This is a genomic window from Corynebacterium sp. Marseille-Q2823, from assembly GCF_903645345.1.
In the GTDB taxonomy this organism is placed as follows: Bacteria; Actinomycetota; Actinomycetes; order Mycobacteriales; family Mycobacteriaceae; genus Corynebacterium; species Corynebacterium hiratae.
The window spans coordinates 1-26,811 of the sequence record NZ_CAHJXS010000010.1 but is presented as its reverse complement, the minus strand read 5'-3'; the positions used below and the strand labels follow the sequence as shown (position 1 = coordinate 26,811).

Here is a 26,811-nt window from a genome sequence, read left to right as displayed (position 1 = left end):
TCATGTGTGCGGGGCTTAGTAACCGCCGTTGGCCTCCGCGTAGGCGGCGGCGTGCTCCAGAATCTCGTCTGCCAGCTCCGGGCGGCAGATCAAAAGATCCGGGATGAAGGTGTCCTCGTTATTGAACTTGATGGGAGAGCCATCCAGTCGTGAACAGTGCAGGCCCGCGGCCAAGGCCACGCCTACCGGAGCGGCCTGGTCCCACTCGTACTGACCTCCGGCGTGGATATAGGCGTCGTAGTCACCCAGGAGCACGTGGATGGCCTTTGCACCCGCGGAGCCTACGCCGACGGTCTCAAAGCCCATCTTCTCCGCGACATAATCCGCTACCTTCGGCGGTCGGTTGCGGGAGACCACGAACTTCTTTGACAGCGGGCCCGTTACCGCGCGCACATCGGAGGACTTAAAAGTCACGCCCATGTCCGGCATGCCGACGGCCGCGTGGATGGGGGTGCCGTTTTCTACCAGCGCGATGTGGACGGCCCAGTCCTGGCGGCCGGTAGCGAATTCCTTCGTGCCGTCGAGCGGGTCAACGATCCACACGCGTTCCTTCTTCAAACGGCTCAAGTCATCGGCAGCCTCTTCCGACAGGACGCCGTCCTTGGGGCGGTGCTGCTCGAGGACGCGGGCGATCCATTCCTGAGCGGCTTCATCGCCGGCATCACCCAGCGCCAAGCCGCGCAGCAGGCCACCGTTGCGCACGCCTTTGAGGATCTCGCCGCAGCCATCGGCAAGGGAGTTAGTTAGACGGGAATCAGAAATCTCAACGGTCATAGTGACCAGATTAGCGCGCGCGATACAGTAGGGCATGTCCAAAAACGTTCTGGCGAAGTTCCGCCCGCAGGTGGCCGGTTGGTTCCAGGACGTTTTTGCTGCCCCCACCCCAGTCCAAGAGCAGGCGTGGGAGGCGATTTCCGGTGGTGCGAATGCCCTCGTCGTGGCGCCGACCGGCTCCGGTAAGACGCTCGCGGCATTTTTGTGGGCGCTGAATTCTTTGGTGGAGCGCGAGGGCCAGACCGCGCTGCCACTGAGTAATGACCCAGCCCGTGAAGGTGCCCACGATGGCGTACGGGTTCTCTACATTTCTCCGCTCAAAGCACTGGGCGTGGACGTGGAGAATAACCTGCGCGCCCCGCTCAACGGCATCGCCCGCACCGCTGAGCGCCTAGGTCTCGACGTGCCGGATATCACTGTGGGAGTCCGCTCCGGCGATACCCCGCAAGCCGAGCGTGCCCGCCAAGTGCGCAAGCCCCCGGACATCCTCATCACCACGCCGGAATCGGCCTACCTCATGCTCACTTCCAAAGCTGCGGGAATTTTGAAGACCGTGGATACCGTCATCATCGATGAGATCCACGCCCTGGCCGGCACCAAGCGCGGCGTGCACCTGGCCCTGACTTTGGAACGCCTCGCGCTCATCGCCGGGGAGTTTCAGCGCATTGGGCTCTCCGCCACGGTGCGGCCGCTGAGTGCTGTCGCGAACTTCTTGGGCGGCGACCGTCCCGTGGACATCATCGCCCCGCCCGCGAAGAAGCGCTGGCAGCTCGACGTCCACGTGCCGGTCGAGGACATGTCGGACCTGCCCACCCCGGAGCAGGGATCCCCCATTGGGGAAGCGACTGTCGACGACCCCCTTGGCATCACCGAAGGCCCTCAAGACGCCCTGCGCGTGCACGCGCAGGGCGGGGAAACGGACACACAGGGCGGGGTAGGAGACTCCGCCCTGCCCACGGCGAAATCCATCTGGCCTTTCATCGAGGAAGAGCTCTACGCCGAAATCATGGAGCACCGCTCCACGCTCGTTTTCGTTAATTCGCGCCGCACCGCCGAGCGGCTCACTAGCCGCCTTAATGAGCTCTATGCCCAGGAACATGACCCAGAGTCCTTGAGCCCCACCACCCGGCGCGACCCAGCCCAGCTGATGAAGCAGGTTGACGTCGCAGGTAAGGCACCTGCTGTGATCGCCCGGGCGCACCACGGTTCGGTGTCCAAGGATGAGCGCGCGCTGACGGAGACCATGCTCAAGGAAGGCACGCTCAAGGCCGTGGTGGCCACGAGCTCCCTGGAACTGGGCATCGACATGGGAGCAGTGGAGCTGGTGGTGCAGGTGGAATCCCCACCCTCGGTGGCCTCCGGCCTGCAGCGCGTGGGCCGCGCCGGGCACTCCGTCGGCGCGGTCTCTCACGGTTCCTTCTATCCCAAGCACCGCGCGGACCTCGTGCAATCAGCACTCACCGTCGCCCGCATGGAGGAGGGCCTCATCGAGGAGATGCACTCCCCGCGCAACCCGTTGGATGTCTTGGCACAGCAGACGGTGGCGGCGGTGGTGGCGTCGGCAAGCGCGGGCACGAGTGAGGGACTCGAGGCCGATAGTTGGTACGACACCGTGCGCCGCGCCTGGCCCTATAAGGATTTGGCGCGCGAGGTCTTCGACTCCGTGCTGGACTTGGTCAGTGGTGTGTATCCTTCGACGGATTTTGCGGAGCTCAAACCCCGGGTGGTCTATGACCGCGTGACGGGCGTGCTCACCCCGCGCCCCGGCGCGCAGCGCGTGGCGGTGACCAACGGCGGCACCATCCCGGACCGCGGCATGTTCGGCGTCTTCCTCGTGGGAACTGGTGAGGCCGGTACCGCGCCGCGCCGCGTGGGCGAGCTCGATGAGGAAATGGTCTATGAAACCCGGGTGGGGGATATCTTCACCCTCGGTGCGACAAGCTGGCGCGTGGAGGAGATTACGCGTGACCAAGTGCTGGTGACACCCGCGCCGGGGCATACGGGGCGTTTGCCTTTCTGGAACGGTGACCAAGCTGGGCGGCCCTATGAGTTAGGTAAGGCGCTGGGCGCATTCCGGCGTGAGGCGCACGCGGACCCGTCGGTGGTGCGGGGTGCGGATGAGAACGCGCGGCGCAACATCGCGGCCTACCTCAAGGAGCAAGACGAGGCCACCGGGCTCATCCCGGACGAGAAGACGCTGCTGCTGGAGCGCTTCACGGATGAGTTGGGGGATTGGCGCGTGCTGTTGCACACCCCGTTCGGCCGGCCGGTGAATGCGGCGTGGGCGCTGGCGGTGGGGCAGCGCGTGGCGGAGCGCACCGGGATGGATGCCCAGGCGGTGGCGGGCGATGACGGCATCGTGCTGCGCTTGCCGCAGGGGGAGGCGGACCCGGATGCCGCGCTCTTTCTTTTCGACGCCGATGAGATCGCGGACATCGTCACCGAGCAGGTGGGCAACTCCGCGCTCTTTGCTTCTCGTTTCCGGGAGTGCGCCGCGCGAGCGTTGCTGCTGCCGCGGCGTAACCCGGGCAAGCGCGCGCCCTTGTGGCAGCAGCGCCAGCGCGCGGAGCAGCTTCTCGACGTCGCCCGCAACTACCCCTCTTTCCCCATCATTCTGGAGACCGTGCGCGAATGCGTGCAGGATGTCTACGACCTGCCGGCTCTCACGGAGGTCATGCGGGAGCTGGCGCACCGTCGCATTCGCATCGCGGAGGTCACCACGGAGCAGCCTTCGCCTTTCGCGTCTTCGCTGCTGTTCAACTACACCGGCGCGTTCATGTACGAGGGGGATTCGCCCCTGGCGGAAAAGCGCGCAGCGGCCTTGGCGTTGGACCCGGCGTTGTTGGCGAAGCTGTTGGGCACGGTGGAGCTGCGCGAGCTTCTCGACGGCTCCATCATCGCCGAAGTCCACGCCCAGCTGCAGCGCACCACCCCGGAACGACAGGCGCGCACCACCGAGGAGGTCGCGGACCTTTTGCGCGTGCTCGGCCCTATTCCGGTGGAGGAGTTCGGCGCGCATGCCACGGTGCCATTGAGCGCACTCGATGCGCTCGGTGCGCGCATTATGCGGGTGCGCATCAACGTCGCGACGTGGCCCAAGCGCTCGATGCGGCGCTGCTGCGACGGCCTCGGCATCCCGTCCGCCCGGTATCCCCGCCAGCAGGCCACGATTACCGATGCCGTCGATCGCTGGTCAGCGCTGGGCCACGCCGTCGTTCGCGCATGCGGAGCCTGGCTCTCGGCCGCGGTGGCGCACTCGACGCTGAAGGGGCTGGATTCCATCCTGGCGGGGCACTACCGGCAAGGGGTGGAGGAGCAGGAGTACTGCGCGGCAGACGTACTCAAGGTTATCCGCTCGCGCTCGCTGGCGGCAGCCCGGGCGGCAACGCAGCCGGTCTCGCCCGCGGCTTTCGGGCGCTTCCTCCCGGACTGGCAGCAGGTGGCCGCAGTGGGCCGGCGACCAGTGCTGCGCGGGGTGGATGGCGTCTTCGCCGTCATCGAACAGCTAGCTGGGGTGCGCCTGCCAGCCTCGGCGTGGGAGAGCCTCATCCTGCCCGCGCGCGTAGGCGACTATTCGCCGACCATGCTCGATGAACTCACTGCCAGCGGCGAAGTCCTCATCGTGGGCGCGGGCAAGGCCGGCTCCAACGACCCGTGGATCATGCTGCTGCCGGTGGATTATGCCGCACAGCTCGCCCCGCAGGTCTCCGCGGAGGAGGCTGGCCTTTCCCTGCTGCAGACTCAGTTGCTGGAGGCTTTGCAAGGTGGCGGTAGCTACCTCATCTCCGATATCCAGTCGCAGCTGAGCGGTACCGCCGAGGAGGTCCGGGAGGCGCTCTGGGGCCTGGTGGAAGCAGGTCTGGTCAGCCCCGATTCCTTCGCTCCTATCCGGGCCCACCTGGCAGCAGGTGGAGCGCCGGGCGTGCGGCGCATCGCGCGCGGCGTCGGCCAACGCGATCGCGTCTGCGCATGGGGCGCACCTCTTTTGCGCAAGCACACAATGTGTCTGGTGCGCAGGTCGCACCAGACGTGGTGGGGCGCTGGTCGCTCTCCGTTCCCGCCGCCACGGATGCAACGTCGCGCTCCATTGCCCACGGCGAGGCCTGGCTAGACCGCTATGGCGTGCTTACCCGCGGATCCGTGGTGGCCGAGGACGTCCTGGGTGGTTTCACCCTGGCTTATAAGGTGCTCTCCGGTTTTGAGGAGTCCGGCAAGGCCATGCGCGGCTACGTTATTGAGGGTTTGGGCGCCGCGCAGTTCTCCACGCCCGCGGTCATCGACCGCCTGCGCGGACTGGATGATTCCCCCGACGTCACCGGCTGGCCCTCCGGTACCCGCGAGCCGCAGGCCTATGTCCTGGCCGCGACCGCCCCTGCCACCCCCTCTGGTGCGCCCCTGCCCTGGCCCGCTACCGATGCGGGCGAATCCGCGGCCCGCCCCACCCGCGCCGCGGGTGCCTTGGTGGTGCTTATAGATGGACTGCCGGTGGCTCACCTGACCCGGGGCGGGAAGACGTTGACTACGTTCTTTAACGCTTTGCCCGAGGGCATCGAGCGCACCGAGGTACTTGCCGCAGTTCTCGCGGGCCTCAACGAGCTGGTGGCCGCCGGGCGCTTGAACAAGCTGGTCATCGAGAAGGCAAACGGGCGGCCCATCTTCGAGTCGAAGCTGGGCAGCGAGCTGCGCGCACTGGGCGCGGCGCTGACCCCGAAGGGCGTGCGGATTACCGGGTCTGTACAGGGCACACAGGGCTATCAGCCCGCGCGCCGGGGCACCCCAACAAAGCCGGCTGGATTGGGAGGAAGGCGCGCCGTCGAGGCGATGGAGGAGCTCTCCTTCGATGACCCGGAGGATTCCACTGAGTCTGGTGGCCCATCGACTGCACCGGGAAGCCCAGGCGGTTTTCGCCCGCGTCGGCGACGCCGCTGAATGTTAAACCTCAGCGTTTGGGTGCGGGCATTTCAGAGGTCTAACCTCAGAAGTTGATAGCCCAATAGAAAAGGAGTCCTGTTGCCATGCGGCTGAAGCGCCAACTGCCCAACGTGTCCGAGCTCAAGAACCTCATGCGGTTCGAAGCACCCAACCTCGACCGCCGGGCTCACCGCCGGCGAGCGACTGCGGGATCGCAGATGCCAGAGCCACGCAGGCCTGACTACGTCGACGGCGCCGCCCGCGACGAGGTCAGCTACCGCGAGTCCCGCGACTTCTTCCGTGATGTGCGCCTTATGCCCAATGGCCTCAACGGCGCGACCGACACCTCCTTGAGCACTGAGATCGCCGGCGCGCCCGCGGCCCTGCCTTTCGGCATCGCGCCAACCGGCTTTACCCGCTTCATGCATGCCGAGGGCGAAGACGCCGGTTCCCAAGCTGCCCGCGATGCCGGCATCCCGTTTACGCTCTCCACGATGGGCACGCGCTCGGTCGAGGAGGTCGCAGCGTCGCAAGGCAATAGCGGGCGCCGCTGGTTCCAGCTTTACCTGTGGAAGGACCACTCCGCCTGCCAGGAACTCATCGAACGCGCGGCGGCCAACGGCTATGACACCCTCGTGGTCACCGTGGATACGCCCGTGGCGGGCCAGCGCCTGCGCGATACCCGCAACGGCATGCGAATCCCGCCACGCCTGACCGCCGGCACCGTCTTCGACGCCGCGTGGCGCCCCGAGTGGTGGTTCAACTTCCTCACCACGGACCCGGTCACCTTTGCCTCCCTGACCTCGACCACCGGCACACTAGGCGAGCTGGTCAACACCATGTTTGACCCAGGCCTCAACTTCGAGGACCTCGCGTGGATTCGCAAGCAGTGGACGGGAAAGCTCTTCGTCAAGGGAATCGTCAACCCCGAGGACGCACGCAAGGTCATCGACCTCGGCGCTGACGGCATCGTGGTGTCCTCCCACGGCGGGCGTCAGCTCGACCGCGTGGTCAACACCCTCCAGGCCCTTGAGGCCGTGCGCGCGGAAGTGGGCCCGGACGTGGAGATCATCTACGATTCCGGCATCATGTCCGGCGTCGACATCGCCATTGCGCTGGCACTCGGTGCGGACTTTGTCCTCATCGGCCGCGCCTACCTCTACGGGTTGATGGCCGGCGGTAAGGAAGGCGTCGACCGCGTCATTGAGCTGCTGGCAGAGGAATTCAAGAACACCCTCCAGCTGCTCGGCGTGAAGAAGATCGAAGACCTTTCCCGCCAGCACGTGGTCACCCCGTGGGAGCCGGGTGCGCTGGCATTCGGTGCGGGAAAGGACGCACCGGTAGAGTAGGCACCCGTTTGGTGAGGAGGTTCTGCTGTGCCCGAGGGTGATTCCGTACTGCAGCTGTCGAATCGGCTGCAGTTCATGGAAGGCCGGCGCGTAACCTCCTCCTCCCTGCGCGTGCCGCGCTATGCCACCGTGCGTTTCGACGGGCTGGTGTGCGAGGAAGTCTGGCCCTATGGCAAACACCTCTTCATGGATTTCGGCGGCGAGCTCATCCTGCATACCCACCTCAAGATGGAAGGCACGTGGGCCATCCACTACGCCGGGGACCGCTGGCGCAAGCCCGGCCACAGCGCCCGCGTGGTGCTGCAGATGGAAAACACCCCGCGTGATATTGAGCTGGTGGGGCACTGGTTGGGGCTGGTGGAGGTCTTTCCAGCCCGCGAGTTTGAACAGCGCATGGCGCACCTCGGCCCCGACATCCTCGCGCCAGAATGGGAAGAAGGCGGATTCGAGGAGGCCGTTTGCCGCATCGAGTCGCGCCCCCAACGCAGCATCGGCGCCGCACTTTTGGACCAGCGCAACGTGGCGGGTTTGGGCAACGAATACCGCGCCGAGATCTGCTTCCTGGCCGGCGTTCATCCAGCAACACCTGTAGCGCTTGTCGACGTCTCCCAGATCCTCACCATCTCCCGCCGCCTCATCTGGGCCAACCGAGACTCGCCGGTACGTGTGACCACCGGCGTGAAAAGGGCAGGGGAGACAACTTACGTCTTCGGGCGCAACCGTCAACGCTGCCGGCGCTGCGGAATGCTCATTGAGAAGTCCACGCTGGGTGGAGTGGACACCGGCGGCGACGAAGGGGAGCTGGAGCGCGTCATCTGGTGGTGTCCGCATTGCCAGCCGCGTCGCTAGGCTGGGATGCATGAAGATCATTTTGAACATCATCTGGTTGGCAACTGGTGGCCTTGTCCTCGCACTGGGCTACTTTCTCCTCGGCATCCTGGCCTGCATCCCCGTCGTGACGATTCCTGCCGGTGTAGCCTCGATGCGTATGGCGAATTTCGCCCTGTGGCCTTTCGGGCGCTCCGTCATTCAACCAGTCAAAGGTACCGGTGGCATGTCGCGGTTCTCTAACGTTGTCTGGTTCCTTGTCGCTGGCCTGTGGCTGGCTATCGGCCACGTCACCACTGCAGCGGCGCAGGCAGTGACCATCGTGGGCATCCCGGTGGCTTTGGCCAACCTAAAGATGATTCCGGTAACCTGCTTCCCCTTCGGCCGCAAGATCGTCGATTCTGATGAGATCCCCTTCGGCTGGGAGTCGATGATCAAGCTCTAAAATCTCTGTCTCCGGTTGCGGGGTTGCTCAGGGTGTTTTAGTGTTCTGGGTCATGGGGGATTTAGAGACCTATTTCTCCTACCGCAACTCGGGGATTAAGTTGGTGGAGCAGGCGGTAGGAGGCGAGAAACGTTTACGCGCACTCGGCGCTTCACCAGCCGACGCTGCCGAACTGGCACGCTTAAACCGCATCTACTTCGGCGCTACCAAGTTCACGGGAAAGCAACGCACTGCTCGCAGCCGAGCTTTAGAACAAGGCCATGATCTGGCCACGCTGAGCCTCATTGAGTCCTACACGAAGAAGCTGAAGAATCAGCTGCATGCCTGGAACCTTCGGGTCAAGCTCGCCGGCACACCAGCATCGAACATCCCAGCTGTGGCAGCCAAGCGCTTAAAGGAGCTCAAGCCTAAACGTATCCCCACACCCGGGGTTCGCATGACCTACCGTGCAGACGGGCCGCACTCGCTCACCATTACCGATGACCCCATGACAGTCACCGAAATGCGCGGAGTGTTGGAATCCATCAACAAGGACAACCTGCTTGACGCTTCCAGGCACGTTTTCTTCAACAAATCTCACGGCGGTACCAAACCGGCGGTGCTCACCAGCGTGGTCGTCACCTTGGACAGGCTCGACAAGATTGTGAGCGGCGACGGCGATGACATCGTGCTCGAACTAACCAATGGCGGCCGCATGACCGGCACGGAATTTCTGAACTATAAGTTTGCCGAGATCGGCTACGTAACCCTCATCCACCCCGCGATCGGGCCGGTGTGGCTGCACCGGATGAAGCGTTTAGCCGGGTTTGAGCAGCGCATCATGGCCAGTGCTGAACATCCCACCTGTGCCAGGAAGGGCTGTAACAAGCCCGCTGATTATGCCCAGGTGCATCACCTCGTGCCGTGGAAGGCAGGAGGGGCTACCAACCCGCCGAATCTGACCATGTTGTGCGCCTATCACAACGGGGTCAACGATGACGACCCGGAGAAACCAACAGGTGCTGGCTACGTGTTTAGGATTCGCGGCGATGTGGACTACATCCCGCCCTGGGGAGAACCAATCACCGCTCAAGTGGCATATCAAGCCGCACAACGCGGACTCGGACCGCCCGGCGGGTAAATCGCCACGCGGGCGAGCCCACAGGGGCCGCCCGATAGGTAAATCCTCACGTGGGCGCCCACAGGGCCTCCGCGGCGTTGGCGATCCCGCACGTCGATTGCGCGTCAAAAACGGGTGAACCCCCGACCGTTCGGCCGGGGGGACGTCGCCAAGCAGTGCTTAGCGGTGCTTGCGGTACCAACCGATCAGAGCATCGGTGGAACCATCGCCGGATGCGGCCTCCTCCTTGCCGGAGACTGCCGGTGCCAGGTCATTAGCCTGCTGCTTGCCCAGCTCCACGCCCCACTGGTCGAAGGAGTTGATGTCCCAAATGATGCCCTGGGTGAACACGATGTGCTCGTAGAGCGCGATCAGCGCGCCGAGGGTCTGCGGGGTGAGCTCCTCCGCCAGAATCGTGGTGGTGGGGCGGTTGCCCGGCATCACCTTGTGCGGGACCACGGCCGGGTCCACGCCCTCGGCGGCAATCTCTTCTGCCGTCTTACCAAAGGCCAGAACCTTGGTCTGCGCGAAGAAGTTGCCCATGAGCAGGTCATGCATCGAGCCGGTGCCGTCGGCAGTGGGGAAGTCCTCCTTCGGGCGGGCAAAGCCGATGAAGTCCGCCGGGATGAGCTTGGTGCCCTGGTGCATGAGCTGGAAGAAAGCGTGCTGGCCGTTGGTGCCCGGCTCGCCCCAGTAAATCTCACCGGTGCCGGTGGTGACAGCGGTGCCGTCGCGGCGCACGGACTTGCCGTTGGACTCCATAGTCAGCTGCTGCAGGTAGGCAGGGAAGCGGCCGAGGTCCTCGGAGTAGGGCAGCACCGCGTGGGTCTGCGCGCCGAAGAAGTTGGAGTACCAGACGCCGAGCAGACCCATCAGCGCCGGAACGTTCTGCTCCAGGGGCGCGGTGCGGAAGTGCTCATCCATGGCGTGGAAGCCCTCGAGGAAGCGCATGAAGTCCAGCGGGCCGATGGTGCACATCAGCGACAGACCAATGGCGGAATCGACGGAGTAGCGCCCGCCCACCCAGTTCCAAAAGCCGAACATGTTCTCAGGATCGATGCCGAACTCCGCGACCTTCTCCGCGTTGGTGGAGACCGCAACGAAGTGCTTGGCGACGGCCGACTCATCCCCGTCAAACTGCTCAATCAGCCAGCGGCGTGCAGCGTGAGCGTTGGCCAGGGTTTCCTGGGTGGTGAAGGTCTTGGACGCGACAATGAAGAGGGTGGAGCCGGCGTCGAGGCCGTCGAGAGTCGCGGCGGGGTCCGCCGGGTCGACGTTGGAGACGAATTCCGCGCTAATGCCCGCCACTTCGTAGGAGCGCAGGGCCTTCGCGGCTGGTGGCATGCCGATCGATGCGCATGTCGGTGCCCGGCACCTGCGGAGCGCTGCCGCAGCCGTCGTGACGTGGCAGCGATCGCACGCTCATCGCTTCACCGGCAGCAGCGTGCAGCACGGCGCGATCCTCGGTGTTGTTGAGGTGTGCGCCGGCGAACATGGCGTCGCGGCGCCCCGCGACGTCGGCAGCCCGGGCGAGGTCCACCAGTGCGGTGACTACTTCCTCATCGATGAGGTTCTTCGACAGATCCACGTGCAGGCCCGCGGCGTCGAAAGAATAGTCTGCGGCGCGGGAAGCGGAGTTAGCAAAAAGCTCACGCAGGTTGAGGTCCTTCTTGCTTTCAAAAAGCGAGGTGAGCGCGGCCCACTGCGGCTGAGCGGTGATGTCCATTGCAAAAGCCTTTCTGGCAGGTAGCAGACATGAAACTTACTGTGTCCACCGTAGTCCAGAAATCCCTTCGCTGCCGAGGCAGAAGACCGTACTGCGTTGAGCTAGGAGTAGAGCTTCAGGTTGAATTGCTCCATCGTGTTTCCGATCTCCATGGCACCAGTTTCGGGGCCGGTGTAATCATCGTAGTTGCCAAAGGACAAGACACCGACCGCGTACAGTTTGCCGTCGATGGAAGCGTAGACAGGACCGCCGCTATCACCGGGGACGCTCTCGCTGCCGAAGGTGAAGAGCCCTTGGTCTTCGAAGCGGTCAATGAAATCGTCGCAGGCAGCGCCTCCCGCGGAACCGGCAAAACACATCGTGGGCTTCTTGTGCGTGACATCCTCGAGGCTCATCCAACCGGCCAAAGGCGCATTGAAGGCCGGTGCGGTAGATACTTCGGCGGCAGGGTTGGACACTTCGATCAGTGCAATGTCGGCCGAGTTGATGCTATCGGTGTTGGTGTTGCGGGCCTTCTTTACCATCTGGCCTATCTCTACCGTACTGCCGGATTGATCCTCATAATAGAAGGTGTCACCCGTGTCCCCGCAGTGCCCGGCGGTGAGGATAAAGAGGCGCTGCCCATCGCCGGCGAAATGACCGGTGGAGCACCGGCCACCGTTTGTGCCGTTGTAGATGGGCGCACCCGGCGTCAACACCCCCAGGCTCATGAAGTAATCGGCAGCGTCAGGAGCTATCAGGTTACGTCGGGGCTCCGGTCGCTCCGCTTGAGGGATTTCGGTGGTGTTATCCCAGAGCGCATCGCCGTCGAGGGGCTCCTCGAAGCCTTGCGTTGTTCCGGATGCTGCGGAACCCTGCCTGCGGTCGGAGTCGCTGGCGGCGGGAAGATCGAGCGTCGTGGTGGAAATGGTGGTCCCAGCGGAAGAAGAGGTGCCGCAGGCGGATAACACGAACGCAGCGGTGGCCGCGGCGAGAATCGCAGCCAGGCGAGAGGAAAAGCGCATGGCGCGAGCCTAACCCACCGCATGTTTAAGGGCGCGTGGGCTGGGGACTAGTCCGTGCGGCGTTTGATCAGCCGAGCTTGCCGCGGCCTAAGCGCAGGAGAGCGGAGGCGATAGCGGGGCCTTCCTCCCCAAGCTCGTCGCGGAACTCGTTGAGGATCGCGATTTCGCGGGTATGCACCAAACGGGTGCCGCCCGAGCTCATTCGCGTCTTACCAATGGTGCGCGAAATGTCGGTGCGGCGCTTGATAGCGTCGAGAATAACGCGGTCGAGGCGGTTGATCTCTTCGCGGTAGCGCTGAATCTCGGCATCACTCAGCGGGTCATCGGTGCCCGACGGCATGCGAATGTCGAGCCCATTGTCCACGACGTTGGGGTCTTGGTGTTCGGGGCTCAAGCCAGAGTCTGCGTTGCCAGGATGTGAAGAGCTCATGACATCAGATTGTGCCACCATGCCGGGAGAAAAGGGGAATTACCAGCTTTCACGCCGACCAGAAGTGCGGTGAGGGGCAATGTCCGGTGGTGCTAGTAGGTTGGAGAGCATTATGAATAACACATCCCCTTTCGTCCCCCGTTCGTCTTCCGCTTCTTCCACCGGCGGCCCGTTTCCTGCGCCCGGGAGCAACGTCGACGCCCCTTCCGGTCAGGGCTCCGATCCGTTGCTGGAAGGTTTAAACCCGCAGCAGGAAGAGGCCGTGACGCATTCGGGCTCGCCGCTGCTTATTGTGGCCGGCGCGGGCTCGGGCAAGACTGCCGTGTTGACCCGCCGCATTGCGTACCTCATGCGGGAGCGCGGGGTGGCACCTTGGCAGATCCTCGCCATTACCTTTACCAACAAGGCAGCCGCGGAGATGAAGGAGCGCGTCGGCCAGCTTGTCGGCCCCGTAGCGGAGCGGATGTGGGTGTCCACTTTTCACTCCATTTGTGTTCGCATCTTGCGCAATAACGCCCAGCTGGTGCCTGGCTTGAACACGAATTTCACCATTTATGACGGCGATGATGCCCGCCGGCTGCTCACCATGATTGCGAAGGACATGCAGCTGGATCTGAAGAAGTATTCGGCGCGTGTTCTGGCTAATCAGATTTCCAACCGCAAGAACGAGCTCATCTCCCCGGAGCAGGCGCGCGCGGAGGCAGAGAGGACGAAGAATCCTTTCGAGCTCACCGTGGCGAGCGTGTACGAGGAATATCAGCGCCGCCTGCGCGCGGCGAACGCGGTGGACTTCGATGACCTCATCGGGGAAGTAGTGCGCATCTTTAATCAGCACCCGCAGGTGGTGGAGTTTTATCGTCGCCGCTTTAAGCACGTGCTTATCGACGAATACCAGGACACCAACCACGCGCAGTATGCATTGGTCTCGGCTTTGGTGGGCAGGGGCGAGCTGTCGCCGGATGCTCCGGAACTATGCGTGGTGGGTGATTCGGATCAGTCGATTTATGCCTTCCGCGGAGCCACCATCAGGAATATCCAGGAGTTCGAGCGGGACTACCCGCAGGCGCACACAATTTTGCTGGAGCAAAACTACCGGTCGACGCAGACAATTCTGAACGCGGCGAACGCGGTCATCGCGAAGAATGAGGGCCGCCGCGAGAAGAACCTGTGGACCGCCCACGGCCAGGGCGAACAGATCGTCGGCTACGTGGCGGATAATGAGCACGATGAGGCACGGTATATCGCCTCGGAAATTGATTCCTTGGCGGATAAGGGCACGGCTTATTCGGATATTGCGGTGATGTACCGCACCAACAATGCCTCGCGCGCGTTGGAGGATATTTTCGTGCGCTCGGGCATCCCGTACAAGGTGGTCGGTGGCACGCGCTTCTATGAGCGCCGCGAGATCCGGGACATGGTGGCCTACTTGCGCATCATGGATAATCCGGATGACACGGTGAGCTTGCGCCGCATCATCAACGTGCCGAAGCGCGCTATTGGTGATAAAGCGCAGGCGCAGATCGCCCTGCACGCGGAGAACCTTGGCGTGAGCTTTGGTGCTGCTCTCCGTGATGCGGCGGAGGGCAAGGTAGCCGGACTCGGCACGCGGGCAGTGAATGCCGTAACCAAATTCAACGAGATGATGGAGGGCGTGCGCGCGCAGCTTCCGGGCATGGTCAATGAGGTGACTGGCCAGCCGGATTTGGGGGAGTTGCTCAACGCGCTGCTTGACGCCACCGGCTACCGCGCGGAGCTCGAGAACTCCAACGATCCGCAGGATGGGGCACGCCTAGACAACCTCAACGAGTTGGTCTCGGTGGCCCGCGAGTTCAGCTCTGAGGCGGCCAATGAGATGGCATTCATGGGTGCGGACGCAGAAGAAGCACCCGAGCTAGCAGAAGGTGAAGCCGCGCCGGGCTCGCTTCAGGCGTTCCTTGAGAAGGTCTCGCTCGTGGCGGATGCGGACCAGATTCCGGACCACGAATCCGGGGTGGTCACGCTGATGACGCTGCACACTGCGAAGGGCCTTGAATTCCCCGTCGTCTTCCTCACCGGCTGGGAGGATGGACAGTTCCCGCACATGCGCTCGCTGGGGGACCCGAAGGAGCTGAGCGAAGAACGCCGCCTAGCCTACGTGGGTATCACGCGTGCTAGGGAACAGCTCTACCTCACGCGCGCGATTCTTCGTTCGTCCTGGGGCAACCCGGTGACGAACCCGGCCAGTCGCTTCCTCGCCGAGGTCCCAGAGGACCTCATCGACTGGCGCCGTGAAGAACCAGACAGCTCGCTGTCTGGCGCGTGGGGCGGAGATGATTCCTACCAATACGGGCGAACCTTTGGCTCGGATAGCGGGTTCTTCCGTGGAGGCGGCTATGGCTCGCGGAGCGCTGCGTCTTCCCCTTCGCAGCGCTCGCGCAAGCCGGCCTCGGCAACGTCGATGCCGAAGAATAACCATCTCAATTTAGTTGTGGGGGACCGCGTCAACCACGCGAAATACGGGCTGGGCACGGTCATCGAGGCCTCCGGGACCGGCGCGCGGGCGACGGTCACCGTGGACTTCGGTTCAGCGGGCAAGGTTCGCCTCATGCTCATCGGCGGAGTGCCGATGGAAAAGCTCTGATGCTTTAGATGAGGATGCCGCGCTCGCTGAACCAGTCCACCGGATCGACGGCTGCGCCGCCGCCCGGGTGAACCTCGAAGTGCAGGTGCGGGCCGGTGGAGTGGCCCTCGTTGCCGATGACGGAGATTTGGTCGCCGGCCTCGACGCGATCGCCGACGTCGACCAGCAGCTGGTCGCTGGGCATGTGGCCGTAGACGGTGATGGTGCCATCGTCGTGCTGGATGCGGATCCAGTTGCCAAAGCCCTGGGCAGCGCCGGAGGAAATGACCTCGCCGTCCATGACGGCGTAGATGGGGGTACCAATGGGGTTTGCCACATCGATGCCGTTGTGGAAGGAACCCCACCGCGGGCCGAAGCCAGAGGTGAAAGTTCCGGAGGTCGGAAAGACCACGGTGTTACCGTCCGCGTCCTGGCCGCGAGTAGGGGTGAGGCCGGAGTGATCGCCCTGCGGGGCGAAGGCCTCGGCGAGACCAGGAATGCTGGAGGGATCGAGGACGATCTCGAAGCCGTCCTGCGTGGTGTTGACCTCTGGGACGGATGCCCCGTTGAGGGCACCGGCTGTCGAAATGAGCAGCCCCGAGACGGCTTTGAAGAGGTCGGCCTTGGATTCTTCCTTGACTTCGACGTCGGCAGCGGACGGGTCCTTGGAGGACCCGTCGGAGACGTCCACGCTTGCTGCCGGTTCGGCGGCGAACGCTGGGGTCGTCACGGTGGCGGTGCTAACCGCCACGGCGGCGAGTGCGCTGAGCGTGCGCTTCATAACTTCACGTCCTTAAGTCCTGCTGTGGCCCGCTGGGTATGCGGCGGAAGCCTGTGAGCAATAGGGGAGCGGCCGTATCAGCCGCAGTGCGCCTTAAAGCCCGCGACACGCCGGTGCGGTTGCAACCGAGTGCTGAGGCTGTGTGGCAACGAGATACAAACTATCCCGCGGGACCACCCTGCGCAACGCTTAAAAATGCAGGTAAATCCAGGAATTGTTCGAAAAACTATCGAACAGCCCAGCGTGTTGCGCGTGTGAAAGGAGTGAAAATTGTTACAGGGGTAAAGTAGAGGTTTAAAGAATGGGGGTGAGATTTGGGGGGTGAAAAGTGCAGCGCTCCCGGCCAATCTTTCAGCCGAGAGCGCTGGGGTTGTGGGCGCTGCTACTAGGTCAACGCTTTTAAGTTAGGGAACGTGATTCGCTGCGATCCCGCGCGGTGAGCGGGGCCGTTTTGTCGCTGCGGTTGATCGCAGCCGCGAGGGCGGCAGCCAACAGTGGCACGACGAGCACGGCGAGGAATTGCCACCAATCCGGGGTGAAGTAGTCCTGCGGGCGCAGGCCATGGAGCGGCGTCGAGAAAACGTATCCTGAGCTATCGGCAAAGAAGTATGTGCCGAGATGCCCGGCAATCACGCCGAAGAGCATGCTTACGGTAGCCAGCATCCACGTCTGCCATGCTGCCACCTTGGACATCAGCGAAGGGTGGGCGCCGATGGATTGCAGCACGGTGCTTTCCTGGCGCATGCTGCTCGCTGCGTTGGCAATGATGAGTGCGAGCACGATGAGGCAGACGATCCCCATTCCGAGGCCCAGGTAGTAGCGGAAGCTCTCGGGAGTAGAGACGGCGAAGCTTAGCGAGTATTGCGATTGCGAGGCGCTCGCTGTCAGGTCTTGTAGCTCCTCACGCTCTGACTCGCTCGGTGGCTCGTCGAACGCGAGGGCTTGGCCCACGTAGAAGGGCTCCATGTTCAGCTTTTCTGCTGCCTGCTGGCTAATCAAGACCACGTCGCGGGCCGCGGTGGGTAGTGCCTCTACAACCGGCAGATCCGCGTCCTGTGCCCCGCTCGGTTCTTGGCTGTCAATGCGGTTATAGGATTTTACGGTCACCGTGCCATGAGTCTTATCGCCGACGTGGCTGCTGTGAGGGAGCACGATGCCGCCGGCATCCAACGTTTGTGCCGCCGCGCGTCGATCTTCTTCTGAGTCGAACTGCCACAGCTCGAGCTGGGAAGAATCCGTTTGAACCATCCTGCTTTGATAGATCAGCGGGTTATAGGGGAACGATGTCATCAACTCGTGGGCGCACTCCTGGCGAGCCTCTTCGGACTCATCGGTGCGCCGCCCCTGATTATCCACGAACACTGCCCTCTCAACCGGCTTGCTGAGATCGACCTGCTCGCACTGGTAATCAAACTCGGTGGTGAGCTCGTAAAAAGTGCCATCCTCTGGAAGGCTGTAGGACGTCGTCCACGAGGGGAAAGTGTAGAAGGGGTAGGTACGGGCAGTGGTGGTCTCCAGGATGGCCTCTACCGCTGCGCGTTCTTCCGGTGTGGACACCTGCGTTGGTTGCTCAAACGTCGCCTCCTCAATCAGCGCAGTAGTGGGCGGCATGACGAGTTTTTCCTCAGCGGTGGTCTTTGCGCTATCCGTCATGATGCCCACGCCAAACAGGGAGGCTACGAAGGCAACTGAAACGAGAGCGATGGACGTCGGCAAGGCATGCATGCTGCGCCGGGTCAGGCCGCGTCCAGCCAGCCGCAACGCGAGTGGGCCGCGGCGAGATAACAGGGAGCACAGGAAGACCAAGGCTGGGGCAGACGCGGCAACCGCGATGACTCCGAAGAGAGCCAGCACCGTGGGGATGTACTGTCCCCAGGGGGTGAAGCTGAATAACACGAGCAGAAGCAGGAATGCAGGGCCGATGGCCATCCACCGCCGGAAGCGCAAGAGGCGGTCGGGAGCAGCTCCCTGGATTGCAGTGGAGAGGGCACCACGTTGCGCCAACCACGCGGGAACGATGGAGACAATGACACAGCCTGCCACCGCCACGAGCCATGCGAGGCCAATAGCTAGGAAGGGCGGGCGTGCGGCAAAGTCCGGGTAGCGGGCTGCCCACCACGCCCACGAAGCTGCCAGGCCAACAACCACGCCGATGGTGGCGCCGATAAGCCCCATCAGTAGGCCATAAGCCATCACCGCGAACATGATGTGGCGCGGTAGTGCGCCCTGGCTCGACATCAGCGCGTACAGGCGTGTATTGCGTCCGGTAGCCAGTGTGAAGACGGGCGTGAGAAGGAAAAGGATGAGCAATCCGGCGATGGCGTAGAGGCCAAAGAAGAAGAGCACGAAAAGAATACTGCTCAGGATTCCGCCAAAGGAATCCGGCTCAGAATCGGGCCGGTCCGTATCCCGCAGCTCCGGTGCCCAGATTTCCAGCCCGGCTTCACGGGCACGGTCGGCATCCTCCTTGGTCAGCGTTGTATCACCCACGATGGCCCAGGTGGTGCGTGTTGTAAAAGAAGGGTCGCTGAGGGCCTCATTGAGGGTGGGGGAGGTGACAAAACCATAGTTTTCGGGAGCAATGGCCGCGACTGTGGCTTGGTGGTCACTGCTGAGGGCGTTGGTGCGCACGGTGATAACGTCCCCCACGGAGGCGTCGATCTTGCGCGCGGTCGAACGCGATAGAACTGCCTGGTTGGGGCCGAGGTTGAACTTATCGACGGCCTCCTGTGCTGGCTCCGGCGGATTCTCCGCGTCGAACTGATCTACCCAGGAGTTGGTTGACTTCCCATTATGGATTAGTGACGTGCTAGAAAAAGTGGTGACCGGGCTGACGCTGAGGCCCTCAGGAAGCACCTCGGCAGCCAAGCGTGGTACGTCTTCGTTGCTAATGTCCGAGCGCTCGGCGCTGATCTGCCGCTCGGGTGAGCTCAAGGCCGCGGAGAGCCGACCGGAGGAATTATCAAAGAGCGCCATTCCAATCACGAGTGCCACTGGCAGTGCGATGAGCAAAACGGCGGCTAGCGTGCGCCACGGGTGACGCCACAGGTCGCGCCTCGTCGGGCGGGTGGCGGCATTAATGCCGGACATACTAATGCACTCCTCGCCGGTCAAACGCCCGTCGCGAACCATGACGACGGGTCGGCCACCCGCGAACGCGGTCGCGGGTAACCAAAATGCCGGAGGCACCGGCGTCGATGCGTGCGCGCAGGACCTTCATGATCTCTTCGCCCGTCGAGGTATCCAAGGCGCCGGTGGGCTCATCCGCAAGCAGCACCTTGCGTGGCCCGATGAGCGCGCGGGCAATGGCCACGCGCTGGGCTTCACCGGAGATTTCTTCCGGGAAGCGGTCGATGGTGCCGTCGAGGCCGACCTCACTGAGAGCTTCCTCTGCGGCCTCGCGGCACTGCGCAGGCGAAAGTCCGTCCAGTTCGAGGGGCAGGGACACGTTCTCGCCCACGGTGAGGGAGGAGACCAAGTTGAAGTGCTGAAACACCAGTCCCAAGTGGCGGCGGCGGGCGATGGCCGCTTTAGCTTTGGAGAGCTGGGAGGCGTCGGCGCCGTCGAGAAGCACGCGCCCTGATGTTGGCGGCTGCAGCAAGCCCGCGACGTTGAGCAAGGTGGACTTGCCGGAACCAGAAGGGCCCATGACGGCTACCAGTTCGCCCGGCTGCAGCTGCAAGTTCACGGAATCCAAGGCAGTTACCTGGCGGGCACCGCTGCCGAAGACGCAGGTAATGTTTTCGAGCTCGAGAGGAAACGGCATGTGCTGGGTCGTGGGCGCGGAGTTGGGGGTCATCGCGGGTCCTCCTCGGTGGTGGTTGGGTTGGTTAGGGATTCCACGCGGTCGAGCCAGCGTGAGAGAGATTCCAGGTCGAAGATTTGGCGCTCGACGGCCAAACGCTGGGCGCTGCGTTCCGCAGGCAACTCAGAGGCCTGACGGTTGAGCTCGCGCAGTTGGCGGACGGTGGCGAAGCGTTGGGCGTCGAGGACGGCAATGACGTCGACGTCGGAGCGTCGTGCAGCAAGCGATACTTTGAGCACGAGCTCATCGCGCTCGATGGCGTCGTTGTGCAAGGTGGACATCCACCACTGTGAGAGTTCCTCGCGGCCAGCGGGGGTGATGGCGTAGCTAGTGGAGCGCCGCCCGGTCGGGCCGGTGAGCTCACCGTCGGTGGCGATGAGACCATCGCGCTCCAAGCGGCTCAAAGTTTGGGCGACTTGGCCCATGTTGAGCGGCCAGAGGTTGTCGAAGGTCTCGGCAAAGCGGTTTTTGATGTGGCTGGCAGTAGCGGGCTCTTCACTCAGCAGCGCAAGCACGGAATGTTTGACGGACATGGTCACCTCCTTGGCGGAGGGCAAGGGAGGAAATCTTTCGGTACATACCCAGTAAGTTACTGGGTAACTTTCTGTCCAGTCAACGGTTGGGGCAGGCGGGGTGGAAGGTGGGGAATGCACAAGGCGGTATAGGGCAACAGTGCCCTATACCGCCTTAGCGCTGGAGGAAGGCTTTAAAAGCGTGGCTTAGCTGATGTTGATGCCGCGCTCTGCGAGCCACGGAATCGGGTCCACGGCGCCCTCGCCGGTGGGGTGAATTTCGAAGTGCAGGTGAGAACCGGTGGAAAAGCCCAGGGAGCCCATGCCGGCGATCTTCTGGCCAGCGTGGACGCGCTCGCCCACGGCGACGTCGAGAGTCTGCATGTGGCCGTAGACGCTCATGGAGCCGTCATCGTGCTTGATGCGGATCCACTGGCCATAGCCGGATGCCGGGCCGGAGTCGATGACGGTGCCGCCCATAACGGCGAGGATGGGGGTGCCCACGGCATTTGCGATGTCAATGCCGGAGTGGAAGGAGCCCCAGCGGGGGCCGAAGCCGGAGGTGAAAGTGCCCTCTGCGGGGCGGGCGATGGTCGGCGCGCGGTTAGCTTCATCAGCGGCGGCGCGGGCATCGGCGGCCTGGATGGCCTTGTCGAGCTGCGTAGCCAAGTCGGCGACCGGCTTGGACTCGGCGATGGCGAGGATCTGCGGGGCTGCGTCTTCGACGGCAGCCTGCGCGTTCTTCAGCGGATCGGTATCTGCCTGCAGGGTGTAGTCGACGGACTGTGCCTTGGTTTCCCCGGCGCCAGCGGATTGGATAGTACCTGCTGCTGCGCCGCCAACGCCTGCGGTGGATACAGCGCCTGCCGCAACAGTCATCACTGCCAGACGTCCCTTCGCGGTCTGTGCGGTGGTGATTTTGCGGTGGCGTCCTACGCTTCGCTGAGTCTTGCTTCGCATGAACTCTTCTTCCGTCCTCAATTCACTATCGCCCGCCCAGAGCAAACGTTACGTTTCAATCTGGGTGGTTATCCGATTGTGACCTTCCTGTTACCAACGAGATGTAACAGTAGCGTCTCGGCGAATGCAGAGCAAGCCAGATTGCGGTTTTTCTTCTGGATATCTGGGAAGAGCCGCACATAATGAAACGACAGCTGATTCCTGTGAATGAAGTGAATCAATCTCCGTGGAGTCGCCGGGGCTTTCCGTGGTCGGCATGAGTAGTGCGCACTCGTGAAGTTTTCCTTCGGGGGTACACCGCACCATTTAGCGCTTACCTCGCCGCGCCACCCCCGGTGGGGGAGGGGGCCGTGGCAAAGTGGACGCCGATGAATAAGAACACGAGTCCCCAGTCCAGGTCGTCAGCTCGTCCACGCGCGCACGTGCGTGGGCGCGGTGATAGTGCTGAGCACTCTGAGCGCGGGCACCGCAGAGATCGTCGAGATTCAGCGCAGCGCATCAAAGGGGTCGAGTCCGACAAGGCTCGCGCCCGCCGCGCGCAGGCCCCGACCACGCTCCGCGGGCGTATCCGCCGCATGCTCATCGTCGTTGGCGTTCCGAACCTCGTCGTCGTGCTGGGCATTCTCGTGGTCGCTATCGCGGCACTGCTTCTGACAAGTTCCCCGTCGGCATGGCTGCCCACCATCGTCGGGGAAGCATGGATGGTCTTTAACCTTGCGCCTATTCGCGCGGGCGGTATTGACGTGGGCTTTATCCCGGTTCTGCCTGCGCTGCTCCTAGCCTGGCTGGTGGGGCGGCGCGTGCGGGCGGCGGTTAAGGATAAGGCGAGCATTAACGACCTCATCGTTTTGAGCGTGTGCGTGTTGCTGGTTCCCTTAGCCCTTACTGTCATCGCATGGCTGATGCTGTGGGACGCTGGCAAGGTCTACGATGTTTCCCCTCCGGAGCTGTACCGTGTGCTTCCCCGTATGTTGTTATTGCATGCGGTCGCCCTCATTGGTGGAATGGGCCCACGCCTGTGGAAGGCCCTGGCCAAGCGCAGCGGGGTCCCCCGCGTGTTCGTCGATGCCGCCCAGATAGGCTTGAGCTACCTCGGATACCTTTTTGCTGCTGGTTTCATTCTCGCGGTGGTCTTGTGGGGAGTCGGTTGGACGCGTCAATCAGAGATGCTCGCCGAGTATCCAGTCCTTAATGCATTGGGAACCGCCGGTCTTTTCCTGCTGAGCGTTCTCTACCTCCCGAACGCTGCCGTTGCTGCGGGAGCGGTGCTGAGCGGTTCGGAGCTACACATCGGTGAAGGCACCAGCGTGAGCCTCTTTAGCGGCCACGTGGTTCCGCTTCCACCGCTGCCGTTGGCTGCCGCAGTTCCACCGTCGATTAGTTCCTGGGCTGCTGTCCTGCTGATTGTTCCCGCCGTTGCGGCGGTGGTGGCGTTTTACCGTCGCCGCGCACTGGTCTCCTTCCAGGTTGCGCTCGTGGCCACCGTCACCGCCGCGGTAGCCGCACTCGTGGCTGTGTACGGCGTGTCCGGCGCGCTGGGCGTATACGGCTACACCGGTCCCGAGGTATGGACCGCAGTGGGTCTGAGCTGTCTGTGGTGCCTAGTCGTGGGATGTGCATTCGCAACGGCACAGGCAGTGACGGCGTGGCGTGCGCGCCGCGCGGCTGCCCCTGAAGCGCCCACAGAGACTGAAGAGGCCGTGCACACACCCGTCAACGCGGCGAACGCTGTGCCGGTTTCTGCCTTGCTTGACGACGCCCCCGACACAGCCGTTGTCGCAGAGTCCACGACCGAGACCGAGACTAAACCCGAGGATGACGTGGACGAGGACAGCGAGCCCGAGCCCGAGGCCGAGGCCGAGCCTGAAGCCGAGCCTGAGGTCGGCAGCGATGCGGATGCTGAGGTGATTGACGCCGAAGTCGTCGAATCGGACGAGACCGAGGGGGACGACGAGCAGCCAGTCGAGGAGGCAGAACCAGAGGAAGAAGATGTGTCTGAGGCAGAGGACGAGGCCCCCTCAAAGGAGTAAAATTCCCCGGTTCAGGGCGGCAGCGGCTAGGCTGTAGCGCGTGACTACACCGCACCAGCCCGCTGCTTCTGCCCGCCTTAACGTCGTGGTACTTGTTTCTGGAACCGGCTCCTTGCTCCAGGCCATCCTCGATGGCCAGGATGAGCGCTATGGCGTCGTGAAGGTCGTCGCGGACGTGCCCTGCCAAGGCATCGAGCGCGCGCAGGCGGCGGGAATCGCCACCGAGGTCGTAGAGATGGGTGCTGACCGCACCGAATGGAATAAGCGTCTGGTTGCCGCAGTGGATTCTGCGCAACCAGACGTTGTTGTTTCTGCAGGTTTTATGAAGATCCTGGGGAAGGATTTTCTGGATCGCTTCGAAGGTCGCACCATCAATACCCACCCCGCGCTCTTGCCCGCCTTCAAAGGCGCGCACGGCGTGCGCGATGCGCTGGCCTACGGCGCCAAGGTCACAGGCTCGACCGTCCACTTCGTAGATGCCGGCGTCGATACCGGCGCCATCATTGCCCAAGAGCCCGTGCGGGTCTTGCCGGGGGATGATGAGGCCAGCTTGCACGAGCGCATCAAAGTGGTCGAAAGAGAACTCATCGTTGCCGTCCTTCGCGCCACGCGCGTGAAGGGCGAGGAACTCAGTATTCAGCTCTAACTACCTCTCATTACCGCAAGGAAGGCTTAAGTCCCCGTACCATGAGCGAAGATCGTAAGAACATCAAGCGCGCACTCATCAGCGTGTACGACAAGACCGGTTTGGAGGACCTTGCCCGGTCCCTGGATAAGGCCGGCGTGGAGATCGTTTCCACCGGTTCCACCGCGAAGAAGATCGCGGACTTGGGCATTGAGGTCACGCCCGTCGAGAAGCTCACCGGCTTCCCGGAGTGCCTCGAGGGTCGAGTCAAGACCTTGCACCCGCGCGTGCATGCGGGGATCCTGGCGGATACCCGCAAGGAGGACCACCTGAAGCAGCTGGAGGAGCTGGAGGTGGATCCGTTCCAGCTCGTCGTGGTGAACCTGTACCCCTTCCGTGAGACGGTGGCTTCCGGCGCGGACTTTGATGGCTGCGTGGAGCAGATCGATATCGGTGGCCCGTCCATGGTGCGCGCGGCTGCCAAGAACCACCCGTCTGTTGCTGTGGTCGTGGATCCGGCTCGCTACGGCGAGGTGGCTGACGCTGTGGCCAATGGCGGCTTTACCTTGGAGCAGCGCCGCGGTCTGGCCCGCGATGCCTTCCTGCACACCGCTGATTATGACGCCGCGGTGTCCGCATGGTTCGTCGATCAGCTCAGCGAGGGCGAGGAGACCACCCCGCTGCGCTACGGCGAGAACTCTCACCAGTCCGCGACCGTGACCCGCATCGGTACCACTGGTTTGGCCAACGCGAAGCAGTTCAACGGCAAGGAGATGAGCTACAACAACTACCAGGATGCGGACGCCGCCTGGCGCGCCGCCTGGGATCACGAGCGCCCGTGCGTGGCCATCATCAAGCACGCCAACCCGTGCGGCATCGCGGTGTCTGAGGAGTCCATCGCGGCTGCTCACCGCGCGGCTCACGCCTGCGACCCGATGTCTGCCTTTGGCGGAGTCATCGCTGTGAACCGTGAGGTCACCGTGGAGATGGCCGAGCAGGTCAAGGAGATTTTCACCGAGGTTATTGTGGCTCCGTCCTACGAGGAAGGCGCCATCGAGGTCCTCAAGGCCAAGAAGAACCTGCGCGTGCTGCAGGCAGAGCATGAAGCGCCCAAGGAGGAAGTTAAGTTCATCTCCGGCGGCATGCTCACCCAGGAGCCGGATACCTACCAGGCAGAGGGCGATAACCCGGCCAACTGGACCCTGGCTGCTGGTGAGGCTCTGAATGAGTCCGACCTGGCGCAGCTGGAGTTCGCTTGGCGCGCCGTTCGTGCGGTGAAGTCCAACGCCATCTTGCTGGCCAAGGACAACGCCACCGTGGGCGTGGGCATGGGCCAGGTCAACCGCGTGGACTCTGCAAAGCTGGCAGTCGAGCGTGCTAACACGCTGGCCGACGGTGCCAACCGCACCGAGGGCTCCTTCGCTGCTTCCGATGCTTTCTTCCCGTTTGCCGATGGCCTGGAGGTTCTCCTCGACGCCGGCGTCAAGGCCGTGGTTCAGCCGGGCGGCTCCATCCGCGATGAAGAGGTCATCGAGGCCGCCAAGAAGGCTGGCGTGACCATGTACTTCACCGGCACTCGCCACTTCTTCCACTAAGCCTGGCAAAGGCGCTGCCATGGGCAGCACACAGCCGCTTCCTTCATTCCTGCGCACCACTGCGCGGGAAGGGGAGGCGGCTTTCGCATGCACGGAAGCTTTTCCCTCGAGGACAACAACTGCCCTAAACGACGAAGTTATGCGCCGCCACGCGGTCAGAGGCAATAACTTTGGCAACAAGGGCAGCTTCGGCGCCACGGCGTGATGACCCGGCGGTGCGCGCTACTGCGCGTGGAGCGAAGCCACCGCGAAGCCAGTGTTGTCCGCGGGATTGCCGCTGGCGTCCTTATACGTAAAAGTAAAGCGCAGATCCTGGTGATCTGCGATGTTGATGGGCATTTCGAGAGCTTCCTCTGCTGGAACCTCGAAGGAGGCCAGCTCAGCACCGTCAGCGCCGTTGACGGTAACGGTGGCACTGGCAACGTTCGTATTTGCGCGGTCATCGCTAAATCCAAAGACAGCGATAAGTTGGCTGTGTCCTTCGCTCAGCTGCACGTCAGCGATGTTGGTGCTACCGGACTGCGAGACATAGGAATCCGGGAAGAACGTGCGGGCAATGACTACGCCGCCTGCTTCCAAGTCGGTATCGATACGCCCGGCCGTGGTGATTGGAGCTCCCGCGAGCGAGGCGGTCGTCGTCGGCTCAGGGGAGCCACCGGCCTGCGAAGCGTCGGTGGACTCGCGGCCCCAGATAAACCACGCGCCCACCCCGAGGACCACGGCCAGCACGATGAATAGGGAGATCAGCGCCGCAATAGCGCCGCTGAATCGTCCCTTGCCCTTCTGAGGAGCAGGCGCGGAGTACTGGGGCGGCTGGGGTTGGGGCGGTGGCGTGGGCGCGCCACCACCGAAGGAAGGCTGCGCCGGGGTGCCAGTGGGCTGCCCACCAAACGGCGGTGTGTTGCCAAAGCCACCCGGGCGAGCCTGTGGCTGGCCGGGTGGAACGGGAGAACCGCCGGGGCGGCCAAACCCGGGGGAACCGAAGCCGGAAGGGCCGGAGTTATGCGGCGGCGTGCCCGAAGGGCCGGTAGGAAAAGTCATGGCGGGAGAATAACAGCCTTTCCGTGCGCAGGAAGGTGGAGTATAAGAGGTACCTCTAACAATCTAAACTCTGTGACACCGTCTGTGTGGTGTGAGGGACACTCCCGTGGGAGTACTCCCCGCCACGTTCGAACGCCACCGTCACCAGTGCGGCTGTGTAAAGATAGTAAAGATAGAAACGTGCCCACAGGGCGCACTTGACATGTCTAGATCTACGGAGGCCCCGGTGACTGATTCAGATCGCAACCACGGATTCGGCTCCCAGCACCCGCAAGGAAATGGTGGCCAGCCACAGCC

Annotated in this window: 16 protein-coding genes and 3 pseudogenes; 9 read left to right on the top strand and 10 right to left on the bottom strand. The window is 63.3% G+C overall.

All coding sequences use genetic code 11. The features are described 5' to 3' along the window. Positions 1-15: 15 nt before the first annotated feature. Positions 16-774 carry a 3'(2'),5'-bisphosphate nucleotidase CysQ gene (locus HWX44_RS10870; RefSeq protein WP_175974623.1) on the bottom strand — a complete coding sequence of 253 codons (759 nt, stop codon included), beginning with the start codon at positions 772-774 and terminating at the stop codon, positions 16-18. Positions 775-808: 34 nt separating this feature from the next. On the opposite strand from HWX44_RS10870, the pseudogene HWX44_RS10865 reads away from it, so the two are divergent. The 5 genes and pseudogenes from HWX44_RS10865 to HWX44_RS10845 all read left to right on the top strand — a co-directional run bounded on the left by HWX44_RS10865 (position 809) and on the right by HWX44_RS10845 (position 9,427). Further along, positions 809-5,703: pseudogene (locus HWX44_RS10865) on the top strand (Lhr family ATP-dependent helicase). An 86-nt stretch (positions 5,704-5,789) separates the two neighbouring features. Then, the gene (locus tag HWX44_RS10860) at positions 5,790-7,034 is read left to right on the top strand and encodes an alpha-hydroxy acid oxidase (protein ID WP_175974621.1); all 1,245 of its coding nucleotides are present in this window, start codon (positions 5,790-5,792) and stop codon (positions 7,032-7,034) included. Between the two features lie 27 nt (positions 7,035-7,061). Beyond that, positions 7,062-7,883 (top strand): Fpg/Nei family DNA glycosylase, encoded by an 822-nt coding sequence (locus tag HWX44_RS10855; protein ID WP_175974619.1) that lies wholly within the window; start codon positions 7,062-7,064, stop codon positions 7,881-7,883. A 10-nt stretch (positions 7,884-7,893) separates the two neighbouring features. After that, the gene (locus HWX44_RS10850; RefSeq protein ID WP_010187667.1) at positions 7,894-8,307 is read left to right on the top strand and encodes a YccF domain-containing protein; all 414 of its coding nucleotides are present in this window, start codon (positions 7,894-7,896) and stop codon (positions 8,305-8,307) included. A gap of 40 nt (positions 8,308-8,347) precedes the next feature. Then, positions 8,348-9,427 carry an HNH endonuclease signature motif containing protein gene (locus HWX44_RS10845; RefSeq protein WP_175974616.1) on the top strand — a complete coding sequence of 360 codons (1,080 nt, stop codon included), beginning with the start codon at positions 8,348-8,350 and terminating at the stop codon, positions 9,425-9,427. A 159-nt stretch (positions 9,428-9,586) separates the two neighbouring features. On the opposite strand, the pseudogene pgi reads toward HWX44_RS10845, so the two are convergent. The 3 genes and pseudogenes from pgi to HWX44_RS10830 all read right to left on the bottom strand — a co-directional run bounded on the left by pgi (position 9,587) and on the right by HWX44_RS10830 (position 12,566). After that, a pseudogene (pgi, locus tag HWX44_RS10840) lies at positions 9,587-11,132 on the bottom strand (glucose-6-phosphate isomerase). A 101-nt stretch (positions 11,133-11,233) separates the two neighbouring features. Then, on the bottom strand, positions 11,234-12,136 hold the full coding sequence (locus HWX44_RS10835) for a trypsin-like serine protease (RefSeq protein WP_102233743.1): 903 nt from the start codon (positions 12,134-12,136) through the stop codon (positions 11,234-11,236). Positions 12,137-12,203: 67 nt separating this feature from the next. Next, on the bottom strand, positions 12,204-12,566 hold the full coding sequence (locus HWX44_RS10830; protein WP_070510536.1) for a chorismate mutase: 363 nt from the start codon (positions 12,564-12,566) through the stop codon (positions 12,204-12,206). Between the two features lie 112 nt (positions 12,567-12,678). Between HWX44_RS10830 and pcrA the strand changes: the two genes are divergently transcribed. Beyond that, complete coding sequence (pcrA, locus tag HWX44_RS10825; RefSeq protein WP_175974613.1) at positions 12,679-15,186, top strand: DNA helicase PcrA; 2,508 nt, start codon at positions 12,679-12,681, stop codon at positions 15,184-15,186. Between the two features lie 4 nt (positions 15,187-15,190). On the opposite strand, the gene HWX44_RS10820 is transcribed toward pcrA, so the two are convergent. The 5 genes and pseudogenes from HWX44_RS10820 to HWX44_RS10800 form a co-directional block, all read right to left on the bottom strand. Then, the gene (locus tag HWX44_RS10820) at positions 15,191-15,946 is read right to left on the bottom strand and encodes a M23 family metallopeptidase (RefSeq protein ID WP_046646982.1); all 756 of its coding nucleotides are present in this window, start codon (positions 15,944-15,946) and stop codon (positions 15,191-15,193) included. A gap of 399 nt (positions 15,947-16,345) precedes the next feature. Further along, entirely contained in the window at positions 16,346-19,036 is a 2,691-nt protein-coding gene (locus HWX44_RS10815; protein ID WP_175974727.1) for an FtsX-like permease family protein, read from the bottom strand. Between the two features lie 12 nt (positions 19,037-19,048). Further along, positions 19,049-19,712 (bottom strand): annotated as a pseudogene (locus HWX44_RS10810) (ABC transporter ATP-binding protein); the annotation flags it as partial. A gap of 29 nt (positions 19,713-19,741) precedes the next feature. Continuing rightward, positions 19,742-20,284, bottom strand: a complete 543-nt coding sequence (locus tag HWX44_RS10805; protein ID WP_070754553.1) for a PadR family transcriptional regulator — start codon at positions 20,282-20,284, stop codon at positions 19,742-19,744. Positions 20,285-20,470: 186 nt separating this feature from the next. Next, the gene (locus HWX44_RS10800) at positions 20,471-21,223 is read right to left on the bottom strand and encodes a M23 family metallopeptidase (protein ID WP_046646979.1); all 753 of its coding nucleotides are present in this window, start codon (positions 21,221-21,223) and stop codon (positions 20,471-20,473) included. A gap of 368 nt (positions 21,224-21,591) precedes the next feature. Here HWX44_RS10800 and HWX44_RS10795 point away from each other — a divergent pair, with 368 nt between their 5' ends. From HWX44_RS10795 to purH, 3 genes are read left to right on the top strand one after another with little or no spacing between them, the layout of a single operon-like run. Then, positions 21,592-23,253, top strand: a complete 1,662-nt coding sequence (locus HWX44_RS10795) for a cell division protein PerM (RefSeq protein ID WP_254868182.1) — start codon at positions 21,592-21,594, stop codon at positions 23,251-23,253. A gap of 40 nt (positions 23,254-23,293) precedes the next feature. Beyond that, on the top strand, positions 23,294-23,899 hold the full coding sequence (purN, locus tag HWX44_RS10790; RefSeq protein WP_046646976.1) for a phosphoribosylglycinamide formyltransferase: 606 nt from the start codon (positions 23,294-23,296) through the stop codon (positions 23,897-23,899). Between the two features lie 41 nt (positions 23,900-23,940). Beyond that, the gene (gene purH, locus HWX44_RS10785; protein WP_049154184.1) at positions 23,941-25,473 is read left to right on the top strand and encodes a bifunctional phosphoribosylaminoimidazolecarboxamide formyltransferase/IMP cyclohydrolase; all 1,533 of its coding nucleotides are present in this window, start codon (positions 23,941-23,943) and stop codon (positions 25,471-25,473) included. A gap of 222 nt (positions 25,474-25,695) precedes the next feature. Here purH and HWX44_RS10780 read toward each other — a convergent pair whose 3' ends face one another. Next, on the bottom strand, positions 25,696-26,514 hold the full coding sequence (locus HWX44_RS10780) for a hypothetical protein (RefSeq protein ID WP_049154185.1): 819 nt from the start codon (positions 26,512-26,514) through the stop codon (positions 25,696-25,698). Positions 26,515-26,811: the final 297 nt, after the last annotated feature.

Excerpts from the sequence above, each read along its gene's own strand:
- HWX44_RS10835 (WP_102233743.1), bottom strand. The coding sequence starts at position 12,136 with ATGCGCTTTTCCTCTCGCCTGGCTGCGATTCTCGCCGCGGCCACCGCT.
- HWX44_RS10860 (WP_175974621.1), top strand. The coding sequence starts at position 5,790 with ATGCGGCTGAAGCGCCAACTGCCCAACGTGTCCGAGCTCAAGAACCTC.
- HWX44_RS10850 (WP_010187667.1), top strand. The coding sequence starts at position 7,894 with ATGAAGATCATTTTGAACATCATCTGGTTGGCAACTGGTGGCCTTGTC.
- HWX44_RS10815 (WP_175974727.1), bottom strand. The coding sequence starts at position 19,036 with ATGTCCGGCATTAATGCCGCCACCCGCCCGACGAGGCGCGACCTGTGG.
- HWX44_RS10795 (WP_254868182.1), top strand. The coding sequence starts at position 21,592 with ATGAATAAGAACACGAGTCCCCAGTCCAGGTCGTCAGCTCGTCCACGC.
- purH (WP_049154184.1), top strand. The coding sequence starts at position 23,941 with ATGAGCGAAGATCGTAAGAACATCAAGCGCGCACTCATCAGCGTGTAC.
- HWX44_RS10780 (WP_049154185.1), bottom strand. The coding sequence starts at position 26,514 with ATGACTTTTCCTACCGGCCCTTCGGGCACGCCGCCGCATAACTCCGGC.
- HWX44_RS10800 (WP_046646979.1), bottom strand. The coding sequence starts at position 21,223 with ATGCGAAGCAAGACTCAGCGAAGCGTAGGACGCCACCGCAAAATCACC.
- pcrA (WP_175974613.1), top strand. The coding sequence starts at position 12,679 with ATGAATAACACATCCCCTTTCGTCCCCCGTTCGTCTTCCGCTTCTTCC.
- HWX44_RS10820 (WP_046646982.1), bottom strand. The coding sequence starts at position 15,946 with ATGAAGCGCACGCTCAGCGCACTCGCCGCCGTGGCGGTTAGCACCGCC.
- HWX44_RS10805 (WP_070754553.1), bottom strand. The coding sequence starts at position 20,284 with ATGTCCGTCAAACATTCCGTGCTTGCGCTGCTGAGTGAAGAGCCCGCT.
- HWX44_RS10830 (WP_070510536.1), bottom strand. The coding sequence starts at position 12,566 with ATGAGCTCTTCACATCCTGGCAACGCAGACTCTGGCTTGAGCCCCGAA.
- HWX44_RS10870 (WP_175974623.1), bottom strand. The coding sequence starts at position 774 with ATGACCGTTGAGATTTCTGATTCCCGTCTAACTAACTCCCTTGCCGAT.